We start from the raw sequence: 13606 nt of genomic DNA, 5'->3' as shown, positions 1-13606 counted from the left end.
CAACCTTCAGCGGTTTACGCAATGATTTGTCCAACTACTGGGAGTTTGGCGTTAACTTCACCCATCAGTTCAATCCGAATGTTAGCCTTCTGCTTCAGGGTAGCTACGCCGAAACCGACACCCGTAACTTTAACCACGATGCAGACATACTTCGGGGCACCATTGGTGGCCGCCTGCACCCGGCCAGCTACCGGCTGTTCGGCTGGAGACCTTTTGCCGGTGCAGGATACAGCCATGCCGATATCGAACTGAAATCCTACGGTTCCAAGGGTGAGGATATGCTGTATGGCGAGGGCGGCCTGCAGAAAATGATTGCACCGAGGTTCCTGGCCGAGGCCGGTGTACGCGGGCGTATCGAGGTGGAAGATGAGTACTTCGACGCCCAGGTATTCGCCGGTATTCACTATGTGTTCGGCCGCGAATACCCGGCGTCCCCGGTTAGCCGGCGGCCGCTGGATTTCTCAAAGATGGCCGTAGCCCCTGCCGATTCTGATGGCGATGGAGTACCCGACAACCGCGATAAATGCCCGGATACCCCGCAAGGAGCCCTGGTGGATGACAACGGCTGCGCCAAGGAGCTGACCCGGGAAATTAAAGAAACCCTGTACGTAGAGTTCGAGCACGACAAAACAGAAGTGCGCCAGTCGTTCTACCCGGAACTGGAAAACCTGGCCACCGTACTGAAACAGTACCCCACGTCCCGCATTCTGCTGGAAGGCCACACCGACAGCACCGGCCCGTCTACCTACAACCAGAAATTGTCCAAGAGCCGTGCTGATGCCGTGATGAAGGTGCTGATCGACCACTTCGGCATCAACGCCGACCGCATCCGCACCACGGGTATGGGCGAGTCCCAGCCGATTGCCACCAACGAAACCGACGCAGGCCGCGCCCAGAACCGGCGGGTGGAGGCGATTGTGTCTGGAGAGCACACGGAGATCATGAAGAGGGCTGAATAATCCAAAACGGGGTCAGACCCCCGATACATTTCACCACTCGAAATGTACCGGGGGTCTGAACCGCCTCCCTTAGAGCCGCTCAACCCTGATCGTGAAATCCTCAGAAATTGCACGGTTGGCGTTGATGTTCCTATCCCTGATACCAATAGCCTCCACATGCAGATAAAGGCGATTGGGATGAGTGTCGTTTATCAACTCGATCTGATGCGAGCACTGGTTTTCACTGGACTGTGCACTCGAAGCCGTATCGAACGGCGTTCTACCGACCTGGTCCTCCGGCAAGGGCTCGCGGATATCCCAATCCCACTGATAGCCCCTGACGACCACCGGTGCAACGCTGGTGCCGCAGGTGTAGCCGCCAATGGTGAAACGATAGCGCCCGGGGCCCGCAATCAGCTGGTAGTAGCTGTCGGTATTTCTGAAGGTACCCCACTCAATTCCGACCAGCCCGGCGTTATCGCCAACAACCAGCGGGTACGGATCTTTCTTGATACCCTGGCTGAGCTGGAACATTCTCACACTGGTGACGGTTTTGTTGGTGGTGCTGCTCAGGCCCAGGTTGTAGCGTCGATCCCCCTCGATGGGCTGAATCATAAACTCCAGAAAATCGCTCACGCTGCCTGACACACTGCGGATAGAGTTATCTCCCGGAGCCCGGCCAAACCTGGCTGTTGCGCCCGAACCGTTATCATTGAAATACATGAGGAAGCCGTAAGAGCCGGAATACGGCACACTTACCGGAATATCCCTGGGTTCCGGGCTGATCGGAATATTAGTGAGGTCGCCCCAGGGGCACAGCACTCCGGCATAGACACAAATGGTTCCTGCCACCCGGTTAGCGCCACTTTCGGTAGCCTGGAATACCCGGCCAAATTCCTGTTGCAGCGCCTTCCGGGCCTGCTCTATCAACGCTGCTTCATTGTTCTGGGCTTCATTGAACATTTTCATCAGGGCTTGCTTACCCGGGCCCTCAGGCCATTCATCTTCCCAGCCGGCATCGGTAACCGCAAAATCTTCTGCCAGTGCATCAACGTCTGCCTGGGTCAGGCCTGCTTTCGCCATAGCGGCCGAATACAACAGCAGCATGTAGCTGTCGCGATCCGTTGCAGGATCGATGCTGTCGAGCAGGTTCAGGTTCTCCGGAGGCGTCATAAGGCCAAACCAGGTCATGATGTAGTCATTCGCCCAACCACGCAGTTCCTCGTAGGTATAACCTTCAGGCAACCAATATTCCATGTAACGGGCGATCAGGTGGGTGAACAGGTTTACGTTTCCTACCAGGGTTTCGTCAGATACATACATGACTGCCCGCAAGCGGAAGGGCTCGGGGGTATAGGCACCGCTGTACTCATTAAAGTAATGACCATTTACCGTCACCATGGCCAGCCCCTGCCAGCCAATTCCTTCGAACCGGATTTTTCCGTCCGCGTCCGTCTGGGTAGACCAGGTTAGCTCGGTCAAACTGCCCTGGCTATCAAGCTCCTGCACTGTAACCGTCGCACCGGTTTGATAAGGGCCCTTCTGGGCATACCCCTCCCCCGCTACCGGCACCAATGGATCAGCCGACTGCATAGGTGGATCAGTTTCTGGGTCGGTTTCGGAGGGGGTTGGAGATTGGGGCTGTGTGGTAGGCGTGGGAGAAGCAACATCATCAGCTCCTGAGGAAGAGCTGTCGCTGTTGCAACCGGCCAGTGCCAGTGCAACCACCAAAGCAAACAGATAGTTAAACACTATGTTTTTCATGACACGTTCCTCTGTGCACAAGTTCAGACCTGCCATCCCCCGGACAAGCCCGACCCACTGCGCAATAGAGTTGTGCCTGATGCGAGTTCACAACTGGCTTCAGCTTAGGTATGGCAGCCAACCGCCAAATTGTCCACTTTTTGTACAGCCGGGTCAGACCCCCGATACATTTCACCACTCGAAATGTACCGGGGGTCTGACCCGCCGTTGTTACCAGGGCTGTTGGTTGAAGTTTTCGGGAATGCCGTAGTAAGGATCGGCAGTGCGCTGGCTCAGCAGTTCAGACTCCAGCACGGGTAGCTGGATTTCACCGGAAACGGTGTAGGCGTTGATGGTTACTGAACTCAGCAGGCCCTGCAAGGGCTCCAGCAATCCTTGAACGGTACTGCCTGGCAGGCCGCTACCGGGGCTGAAGCCGTTGAGCAGCAGTTCGGTAACCTGGCCAACGGTAGCAGTACTCATGAAGTTCATGTTTTCCTGAGATTTGAACGCCATTACACCAACTTTGTCGCCAGGGCGAAGGGCTTCGCCCACGGCCACCAGTTCGTGGTTCGGATAGTCGCCGGGGATGAAGCCGGTGAGCATGTCATCTACCAGCAGGGTCTGTCCGTCCCGGACTACACAAACGCCCATATAGGCCACGCCCAGTCCGCCAACCAGGTCTCCGTTTACCTTGAAGTCACGCAGCCTCGGGATACCCGCCAGTACTTTGCGCTCGCCGGCTGGTACATCGTATATGGTCTGGCACTCCTGAGCGCCTCTCAGGGCCCCGATGTCCATGTGGAATGAACGCCAGGTCTGGTCCAGGCCCATGGCCTGGTCTGCCTCAAAATTCAGGCCTGGCACTTCGTCGGCAATCAGGGCTTTTTCGTTGTCGAGGGTAATACACACGCCGGGAATCTGCTCCAGCAGGCTTTCATCTGCCCCGCGCAGTTTCACGTCAAACCAGATGCGGATGGCCTTGAACATATCCACACCGCCACAGGAAGTGGTGCCATCCACCTGGTTGGCCAGCGGGTTCATGTGGCCGGACTGATTGGAGAGCAGGCGCACATCGCCACCGGCGATTTTCAGGTAGTGGTAGTTGTTGATCGCCTCCTGTAACGGGAAGAGCACATCGCGGTTACCCTGAATCAACAGCGTATCGATCGGGCGCAGTCGGAACGAGGCATCCCCTTCGCGGAACGGCTGCTGGGCCACTTCCAGGGACTTCAGGTAGTGCAGGCCGTTCTGGCTCATAAACTTGAGGATTTCGCCGGTCGGATCTACCGCATCTCGGGTGCGGATGAACGGGAAGAACATGCCCGTACAGGCTTCATCCAGCAGCGGGCTGCGGGATTTTCCGGTCGACAACAGGCACAGCAGGTTGCCCCAGCCGCCTTTGACGGCGCCGTTCGGCATAATGGCTTGCTCCAGGGCGTGCCAGGTGCCTACCGGAACAATGGTGTCTACCCGCTCGTCCAGCGCGGCCAGTGTTAACTGAAAGCCACCGCCGTATGAGCCACCAAACAGGCCCAGCGGGAAGTCTCCCGTGTCATCCACGGCAACCGGCAGGCGACCATCACTCGCCCTTTGGGCAATCCAGTCGATCACCGCCTGAGCATCACGGGTTTCGTGGTACGGGTTCATCACCATAACCTGCCCTTCGGAATCGCCGAAGCCCCGCTGGGAGAAGCTCACTACGATGTAACCACTGTTGTGAAGGTCTGCCAGTACATCATCCAACTGGCCAAACATCGACAGCAGGCCACCGCCCTCGTTGACCGGGCAGTTATAGGGTTTCAGGTGCTCTTCACAATAAGGCTGCTCTGGCAGGCTGGTGAGTTTACTGCCGCCCCAACCGTGGCTGTGCAGAATAACCGGAAGTTTCTCCCCTTCCCGGTGCTCGGGAACGAACACCTGGGCATCAAGCCAGGTGGTAGGGCTGTCCTGGTAATAGCTTGCGGCTTTCACGTCATCACAGGACGGGCCGGAAGCCAGGGGCCGGCCTTCCGGCGCGCATGAGGGCGGGGCATCGGAAATGATCGGCTGAACGTTGGGGAAAGGATCCCGGTTTTCAGTGCGGGTGTCTGTAGCGTAGGCCACCGCTGGTACTACCGGGCCAAACTCGACTTCCGGCGAGGTGTCGCCTGAGCCATTGCCGGCACCGGAATTATTCCCCGGCTGCGCCGATCCAGGTTTCGGGTTTGCAGACGCCTGAACTGACGGCTCAGTAACCGGGTCCGAGCCGGAGTCACCGCCACAAGCCACCAGAGTCAGCGCCACCAGCGGCGCCAGGGCACCCCGTAACGTATTTCTGTTAATCATCGTGCTTTCACCTTTTGTAAACGGGGTCAGACCCCCGATACATTTCACCACTCGAAATGTACCGGGGGTCTGACCCGCCGTTGTTATTGGTTGAGGGACTGGAAGATGCCGGTGCCGCTGCAGGCTTCGCCGTTTTCGTAGTCGGAATTGACAACATTGGCGATCCAGCTGTTGAGGAGTTCGACGGCTTCGGTGTGGCTTACGCTCTTGGCGATGGGCGGCATTTTGCGCTGCGGGTCGTCGGCGTTTTCCACGCGGCAGGAGACGATGGACTGGCCCGGGCTGCCGGGCACCACCACGTGCTGTCGGCCGCAGGAGCCGCCGCCGGTGGCGGTGGGCTTCTTGCAGATGCCGTAGCCGGCGTCGATCTTGCGGTAGTGGTCCAGGTAGTAGCCGGTGTTGGAGGCCGCGCCCTTGTCGTTGTGACAATGCTGGCAGTTTACTTCCAGGTAGGCCCGCAGGCGGGTTTCCACGTCGGCATCGGAGCCGGCGGTGGCACCGCTGTCGCCCGGTACGTTCCAGTGAGGCAGGCGCTCGATGTTGGTGGCGATGCCGCGGCCATCTATCTGCAGGGCCGGCACGTTGGCCAATATGCCTTGATCCTGCCAGTACTTGAGCTGGTTCACCTGCGGGAAACCGCCCTGCCCTTCGGTGCCCATGAAGCGGGATTCCGGAACGTAGGCACGGTTCAGGTTGCGGGGTTTCGGGCCGATGGGCGCGGCGCCCGCTTCCAGGTCGTCGTTGGAGTGGCAGGTGATGCACTGGTTCTGGTTGGGAATGGCGTAGCTGTCGGTGGAGCCGGCCAGCAACTTGCCGGTGTGCTGGTCTTCATAGTGCCAGCTTACGCTGCGGGTTTCGCCGCCCGGCACCAGTTTGGCTACTTTCTTGCCGCTGTCGTCGGTGCTCCAGCTGTAGGTGGGGCCGCTCCAGACTGCCTTGCCACTCTGGGAGGTGCGCTTGATCAGCAAGCGGGTTTCCACCAATTCTTCGGTGCCGTTACTTTCGTCGGTGAAGGCGAAGGTTTTGGCGATCACGGTGCCATTCGGGAAGTGAATGGTGCCGTTCAGGTTGCCACCGTTCTGGCCATCCATATACACCGCCTTGGTGCCGGGTGGGATGAACGCAACCCGGTACTTGGTGGCATAGTCAGAAAACAGCTTGGAGTTGAGCACGAACGGCACGCCGCCTTCATGGGGCATGCTGCGCGGGTCTTGCGCGTTGGCGAACAGGTTGTACTGGTCCAGGCGCGGGCAGTCGACAACCAGGGCTTCACGGTTTATTTCACCCGGTTTCACCGGCGCTTCACACAGCTGGTTGATGTATTCCTGGGTGGGTGCCGGGTCTACTGAACCGCTGCGTTCGAACGGTGGAATGGTTACCCGGGGCAGGCTGGCCAGGGTGCGGCCGAAACGGGCGCTGCAGTCGTGATCTTCCAGCTCGGTGTCCGCGAAGAATTCGAGCGGGCCGGTAAGCGTGTCCTGCAGCCCTTGCCACGAAAAGATCGCACCCAAGTCAAAATCCACAACATTCAATACCAGTTCCAGGCCACGCATACCGTGGAAATTGATGTAATCCTGGCTGTCTGACGACATCTCGTTGTTGTAGATGCACGAACCCCACTCCGGCAGCTTGCGCTCGCCCTGTGCGTTGAACTTGTAGGCGTTGTAATGGCAGGCCGGGTTCGGATGCTCGTTGGTGTGGATGGGCTTGCCGTTTTCATCTTTAGGCACCGGCTGGCCACTGGCATCCACCGGGTACGGGCACTCGGCATCGTAGTCATCCAGCAGTCCATCCCACACAATGTGGGCACCCTTGCCCGGGTTATGGATGTTCTTGATGCCAATCAGCGTGGGCAGCAGGGTTTCCACCTCGCCTTCGCCGATCACTTTCTCCAGGTTCGGAGCCGGCAAATCGAAGCCGGAGTTCTTCATGACGTTGTTGTAGATGTGCAGGCCTTCGGTATACGGGTCCAGCTTTTTGTCCGAGGTCTTGCCCTTGCCATCAATCAGCTCGTAGCTGGTGTAGATCACCGCTGCGGTGCTGTTGTCTTCGAACACGTTGTCGTACACCTCGATGTTGTCGTAACCGAGGGTAATAAACCCGGTACCCCGGGGCACGGCAGACACCAGGCCACTGTGGGCGAAATTGTAGGTATTGTTGTTGCGGGAGACGTTGTTCAGCATCACCGAGGTGTCTCCGTACTGGGTGATGTTTTCCAGGTCGTAGATCAGGAAGCCACCGGTGTTACATTCCGCCAGGTTGTTGTCGTACTCGCCGCCCTGGACGTTTTCGATCTCAAAGCCCATCACGTTATAGGCCGCGCGGCTGTTCCTGATGATGGCGGTGTTGGTCTGGCCAACGTAGATGCCGGCGTCTGAGGCACCGATAGATTCGGAGTTATCCACCAGGATGTTCTCGGATTCCACCGGGTAGATGCCGTAACGGCCGCTGTCGGAACTGGGCACGTAATCCGGTGCCGGGTCGCCTTCGTTGAACGGCGGGGTGGTGCATTCCACCTGCAAGCGGGAGGCGTAGTTTTCCCGGGTAATGGGTTCACCACCACCGGACCAGATGGCCCGCACGTTCAGCAAAGTACCCCACTTCACGCCCTTGAGCTTGAAGGCATCGCCTGGTGAGTCGAGGATAGTGAGATCCTTCACGGTGATACCCCGAACGTTCAGGGCTTCCAGGCCGGTTACGTTATCGCTGTCGCGAAAGTTGAGGACGGTTTCATCCTTACCACAACCACGGATCTCTACATCTTCCGTAGCCTGGATCAACAGGCCGTGGTACAGGTCGAAGTAACCACAACCAAACTCCAGGGCATCTCCCGGGCGCAGCTGGATCATCGCCGCCACCATGTCTTCGGTGGCCTGTTCACCGGGTTCCACCTTGAATACCCTGCCTTCGCTGAACCTGGCGACGTTTTCTTCCTGCTCCGGCGAGTTATCACTCTCTGCGGCAGGACTGCCGGTGGAGCCTCCCGAGCCGCCAAAGCAGCCGCTCAGGGAAAGCAAAGCGCTGATGCCCAGCACTGTCGCGCCGGTGCGCCAGGGCAAGTGAGTTCTGGTTGTGAATTTCATAGCAATCGCGTCCTTTTTAAAGGGGGGCGTTTTCGATGCGTTCCCACATCCGGAGGTAGGCCTCGGCGGAGGTGAAGAGCTGGTTTACGGCTTCGTCGACCTGTTCTTTCGGGCGATCGGTGTTGAGGATCATGTCGGCGATCTGGTCCGGGTAGAGGCCGTAATGGGCCACGCCGCGGCCGTCGTACAGGCCGAATTCGCGGTCGCCAGTTTTTTGTTTGTGAAAGATCACTCGGCCATCAACCGATTCGAACGGGTACAGGCGGGCGTCGTCTTCCGGGGTACCGGGGTTACTGGCTAGCTGAGCGATACCGTTGACGTCCGAGGCGAAGCCGGCGCCACCGAAGGGGCCAACCTTGAGGTTTTCGGTGCGGGGGCGGTTGCCGTCGCGCAGCAGTTTGTCAACCCAGTTCTCACGGGTGCCACCAAATGAAGCGGTAATGCCACCCTGGCTGGCAATGCGGTCGCGCAGGGCTTCGGTGCCGCCCCAGCTGCCGTGGCTGTTGATCACCGGGTAATCCAGCCGGCCGGTAATGTCGAGGATGCGAGCGGCGGCCTTGCGGCTGATGTGGTCGGTTTCAATCATCATCTTGCGGCGAATCAGCTCCTGGATCAGGAAATCGCCCAGGTCCGTCAGGCCTCGGCGGTTACACAGGTGTTCAGTACCCTGGCGCGGGTCCAGCGCTCGCAGCTGTTCCGGGGTTTCCGGGAAGCGGTCACCGATGTAGTCCATCTGGAACAGCAGCTGATCGAGGATGCCGAAGGGCTGCATGGCTGCATTCTGGTCGGGTTCGTCGCCAACAAACTCAGTGCCTTCCGGGCATTCCTCGAATTCGATGGTGTGGCCGGTTTCCAGCAGGTTGCCGGCATAGAGCACCGGGCCAATGCCGACACCGGAGGTCAGATCGGGCAAGTGGCCGCCAAAGGCGTTATCGAACTTGTGAACCGGGAAAATGTTGCGCACACCCAGTTGGTACAGCTTGTCCAGCCGCTCCACGATGTCTTGCCGGGTACATTCGGCCACATCCAGGAATTCGCCGCACTTAAGCACCTTGGACATTTCAATGCCCAGTACCACCGCCAGCTTGCCATCACTAATAACTTCACGGGCTTCGCCGGAGCTGGTCACAATCTGGAACCAGCCTTCGCCGGGGCCACCATGCTGGGCGTCGATGTAGTCCTGCATTTCATACATGCGCTGGATCTGCAGGAGGATGGACTCCATCGGGTCGCAGTCATTCTGCTTCTGGGGATTAATGCGGCACAGAATCTCGTTGTGTACCAGGTGGTTCACCAGGATTTTCATGCCGGAATAGTGGGCCCGCTCAAGCCAGCGGTAGTAGCTCTGGTGGTGTTGCAGGGAGTTGTACCGGGGCCAGTCGTTAAAGCTTGGCCAGCCCTGGGTATCGTGGGGGCCTGTGCCGCTGGTGACCAGTTCCAGGAAGCCGGTGGTGCCCCAGGGGCCGTGGGCAACTTCGCAGTCTTCCAGCGCATGGGTTACGCCGAATTTGTGGAAGGGTGCGCCGTAGTTGATGCGCCCGCCAATGAACTCGTAGGCGGAAATATGGGAATGGGTATCCACGTAGCCGTAGATATCGTCGTTATCGATGCCCTGGATGCCTTTGAAGCGATCTACTTCTTTCAGGTAGATGGCCGGGCCACGGTGGCCGGCCACCTCCAGGTTCAGGCCAGCTTCCGGGTATTCGATGCAGCCTTCGGCTTCAGTGAAGGTAAAGGTATTGGCGGCATTGCGCAGGGACGGCGACGAGAGTGTTAACCCCTCTTCCGAGGTGCCTAACAGAAGACCCGTGACCGCCGAGGTCATGGTGTACTGGTCTGCAGCTTCATGCTTGTTCAGTTTCCAGACCGCCAGGTCACTGGGTCGGTCGACTGCGGCCAGTCGGGGCAGCAGGTCTACATTACCCAGTTGCCCGCCGGCAAAATCCAGACTTTCACCCAGCTCCCGAAGGATGCCGCCCAATGGCAGCACCGGATCCAGCACCAGGTTGACGGTATCTCCCAGCCCGGACACCAGGTAACTGAGTTCACCAATGAAGTGCCCGCCGGTATCCAGGAACTCACCGCCCGGATCGCTGATGCCCAGCAACTCAAACTGGCCAACCTGGCTGTCTTCCCGGGAGAAACCGGACATCATCAGGTAAGAGCCCAGCTCGGTGGGCCGCATGGTGAAACGGGCGGCCTTTCCGGCATCCGGAGTTACGCTGTACTGGCCATCAGCTACCTCGGATACATACAGGCCATCCGCCTGCAGGCTGTAGCAACCGTTGGCAAACTGGTAACGGGTATCTTGCCAGGCGTAGGCACGGGCCTCAGGCTGCGAACCGGGGCCGGCCTGGGGCGGATTCTTTTCGTCAGGCTGTTGTGCCACGGCGTCGCTCTGATCAGCAACCGCATCGGAGCCTCCATCGCCCCCTCCACAACCGGACAAAGCCAGAACCAAACCGGCTAACGCAAAACATGCCAGACCACGCGGGCGGAACTCAGCAGCCACAGCAGACCTCCTGTTCGGGGTAATCCCCGTTTTTGTTTTTGATTATGATCTGTATCGTACTGCAGTACGTATACTTACTTATTCATCATGCCGGATAAAGTAATAGGTCGTCACGTAAGGACGGCGGTCATATCGGGCCAAATTCAAATGAGCGTTCGAATCTACAGGTTTTTCAGCATACTGTGCGAGCATCGCCGGTTTACAAAGTTTGATAATCGCCCCTAATATGCTGATTCAACGACATACAAATACAAAAGGTTTTCCGCAATGATCAGTCTTGTCGTAAACGGAGAAAAACGGTCCCTGGATGTAGACTCAGACACCCCGCTGCTGTGGGTGCTCAGAGACGAACTGAACCTGAAAGGCACCAAGTTTGGATGTGGTGCAGGGCTTTGCGGTGCTTGCACCGTGCACGTGGACGGAACCCCCACCCGCGCATGCCAGACTCCGGTAGAGGCCGTAAACGGTCAGGAGATCACCACCATAGAAGGCCTCAGCAAAAACGGTGAACTGCACCCGTTGCAGCAGGCCTGGGTAGAACATGGTGTGCCCCAGTGCGGTTACTGCCAGTCTGGCCAGATCATGACCGCCGCCCACCTGCTGGAGCAGAACCCTTCCCCCAGCGAAGACGATATTGTGAACGCGATGGCCGGCAACCTGTGCCGTTGCGGCACCTATCACCGAATTGTCGAAGCGGTTAAATCGGCGTCTTCCACCTGATAACAAGAATTCGAGGCTGTACCCATGGCGATGAACCGACGGGACTTTCTGAAAGTGTCCACCAGCGCATCCGGTGGACTGGTGTTGTCACTGTCACTGCCCGGCTGTGCCACTGTTGATACCGGCTACTCCGAAAACGCCGGTACCTGGCGCCCGGATGCCTGGCTGGAAATCCAGGACAACGGAAACATCTACTTCACCCTGGCCCGGGTTGAGATGGGCCAGGGCACCTACACTGGCCTGACCACGCTGATTGCCGAAGAGCTGGACGTAGAGCCGGCTTCTATCAAGCCCCGCTTTGCACCGGTAGCGAAGGAATACCTGAACCCTGCCTACAAGCTTCAGATTACCGGCGGCAGCACCAGTGTTGCCACCTCCTGGGAACCCCTTCGCCGGGCCGGCGCAGAAGCCCGCTATATGCTGATGATGGCAGCAGCGAAGGTCTGGCAGGTAGAAACCGACAACTGCAGCACGCAGGATGGCCGTGTGGTACACCCCAACGGCATCGACAGCCTGCCCTACGCCAGGCTGGCATCACTGGCAGCCAGTGAAATTCCCCGTATCGAGGTTCCCTTGAAGCCCCGCAGCGAGTGGAAGTACATCGGCAAGCAGATGAAACGGCTGGATGCCGAAGCCAAGTCCACCGGCACCGCGGTGTACGGCATTGATATCGAACAGCCGGGCATACTGTATGCAGTGGTTACCCGCCCGCCCCGCTATGGCGCGAAGGTGAAATCTTTCAACAAGGCGGATGTCACCATCCATTCCGGCGTAAAGGATGTCTTCGAGATTGACCGGGGTGTGGCGGTGGTCGCCACCTCCTACTGGCGTGCCCGTAAGGCCCAGAAAGCCCTGCAAGTAGAATGGGATAACGACGACGCCATCACCCTGTCGACAGAGAGCGTGTTCCACCATTACTACAAGGATTCGGAACAGGATGCCGGTGTCAGCGAACGGGAAGACGGCGACTATGTGCAGGCCGAAGAGCAAGCCGGCAAGGTTCTGCACGCTGACTACGAACAGCCCTACCTCGCCCACTTTGCCATGGAGCCCATGAATGCCACCGCCTGGTACAAGGGCGACGCCATGGAAGTCTGGGCATCCACCCAGGCCCCGGACCTGGGGCGCATTGCCGCTGCCCGGGCCTGCGATCTTTCACCGGGCGACATCAAGGTACACACCACGTTTCTGGGCGGCGGCTTTGGCCGTAGGCTGACCAACGATTACATCGAGGAAGCCGCTGCCGTGTCTTACCGCATGAAGGCCCCGGTGAAGGTGATCTGGTCCCGGGAGGAAGATACCCAACACAGCCCCTGCCGCCCGGCCATGCTGCATCGGATGCGGGCCGCGGTCAGCGGCAACAAACTCGAAGGCTGGCACCACCAGATTGTCGGGCCGCAGATCCTTGACTGGTATATCACCAACGCGGCCCCGGCCCAGTATCCCTGGGCTCCGAAAATGCTTTACAACACACTCGGGCGGGTGGGCCTGGCTGCCGAAGGGCTAGCCACGCCGAAAGATGTCTCCGCCATTGAAGGGGCCATCGACTATCCGTATCAGGTGCCTAATGTGGAGCTGCGACATACCCACAGCGACCCGGGCTTCCCGATTACCTGGTGGCGTTCGGTGGGTTACTCCCATAACGGCTTTGCCGTGGAAACCTTTATGGACGAAATCGCCCATGAACTGGGTGAAGACCCCATGGCGTTCCGCCGGGCCAGGCTTCAGAACCAGCCCCGGCACCTGCAGGTACTCGACCGGGTGGCAGAGATGTCCCGCTGGAACAGCACCAGTGCTTCCGGGCGCGCCAGGGGCGTGGCAGTCTTCCAGAGCTTCGGTACCTTCGTAGCCCAGGTGGTTGAAGCGAGCATTGAAGGCGGCGAGATCAAGGTACACAAGGTATGGTGCGCCGTGGATTGCGGCCAGGTGGTAAACCCGTCGGTGGTAAGCGACCAGATCAAGGGCGGCATTCTGTTCGGCCTGTCAGCAGCGCTGTGGGGCGAGATCACCCTGGCAGATGGCAAGGTGCAGCAGAGCAACTTCCACGATTACCCGGTGATGGCCATGCACAACTTGCCAGATGTTGAACTGGATATCGTAGACAGCAACGAGGCACCTACCGGTGTCGGCGAGCCCGGGGTTCCACCGGTTATCCCTGCTCTGGGCAACGCCCTGTTCCGGCTGACCGGCGTTCGCCAGCGCAGGCTGCCCCTGAAAGCCACCGGCTGAAGTTCCTGACACCTCAACTGAAAAGAGCCCCGACCGGGGCTCTTTTCGTTACT

Annotated in this window: 7 protein-coding genes; 3 read left to right on the top strand and 4 right to left on the bottom strand. The window is 58.9% G+C overall.

Annotated features, from left to right (window positions below; all coding sequences use genetic code 11):
* Positions 1 to 959: OmpA family protein (locus tag Q668_RS05715; protein ID WP_022988658.1), on the top strand; the 959-nt coding region annotated here is incomplete at its 5' end.
* Between the two features lie 69 nt (positions 960 to 1028).
* Here Q668_RS05715 and Q668_RS05710 read toward each other — a convergent pair.
* The 4 genes from Q668_RS05710 to Q668_RS05695 all read right to left on the bottom strand — a co-directional run bounded on the left by Q668_RS05710 (position 1029) and on the right by Q668_RS05695 (position 10481).
* A complete protein-coding gene (locus Q668_RS05710) occupies positions 1029 to 2531 on the bottom strand; it encodes a hypothetical protein (RefSeq protein ID WP_152521763.1) in 1503 nt (500 codons plus the stop codon).
* Positions 2532 to 2912: 381 nt separating this feature from the next.
* Positions 2913 to 5009 carry a CocE/NonD family hydrolase gene (locus Q668_RS05705; RefSeq protein ID WP_022988656.1) on the bottom strand — a complete coding sequence of 699 codons (2097 nt, stop codon included), beginning with the start codon at positions 5007 to 5009 and terminating at the stop codon, positions 2913 to 2915.
* A gap of 83 nt (positions 5010 to 5092) precedes the next feature.
* The gene (locus tag Q668_RS05700) at positions 5093 to 8092 is read right to left on the bottom strand and encodes a parallel beta-helix domain-containing protein (RefSeq protein WP_022988655.1); all 3000 of its coding nucleotides are present in this window, start codon (positions 8090 to 8092) and stop codon (positions 5093 to 5095) included.
* Positions 8093 to 8108: 16 nt separating this feature from the next.
* Entirely contained in the window at positions 8109 to 10481 is a 2373-nt protein-coding gene (locus Q668_RS05695) for a hypothetical protein (protein ID WP_200861343.1), read from the bottom strand.
* Positions 10482 to 10871: 390 nt separating this feature from the next.
* On the opposite strand from Q668_RS05695, the gene Q668_RS05690 reads away from it, so the two are divergent.
* Both Q668_RS05690 and Q668_RS05685 read left to right on the top strand, forming a co-directional pair.
* The gene (locus Q668_RS05690; protein ID WP_022988653.1) at positions 10872 to 11324 is read left to right on the top strand and encodes a (2Fe-2S)-binding protein; all 453 of its coding nucleotides are present in this window, start codon (positions 10872 to 10874) and stop codon (positions 11322 to 11324) included.
* A 24-nt stretch (positions 11325 to 11348) separates the two neighbouring features.
* Entirely contained in the window at positions 11349 to 13553 is a 2205-nt protein-coding gene (locus Q668_RS05685; RefSeq protein ID WP_022988652.1) for a xanthine dehydrogenase family protein molybdopterin-binding subunit, read from the top strand.
* Positions 13554 to 13606 lie beyond the last annotated feature (53 nt).

It is taken from the genome of Marinobacter sp. ES-1 (assembly GCF_000475255.1).
Classification (GTDB): Bacteria; Pseudomonadota; Gammaproteobacteria; order Pseudomonadales; family Oleiphilaceae; genus Marinobacter; species Marinobacter vinifirmus.
The sequence above is the reverse complement of the archived record's forward strand: the minus strand, read 5'-3'. Positions and strand labels throughout refer to the sequence as shown.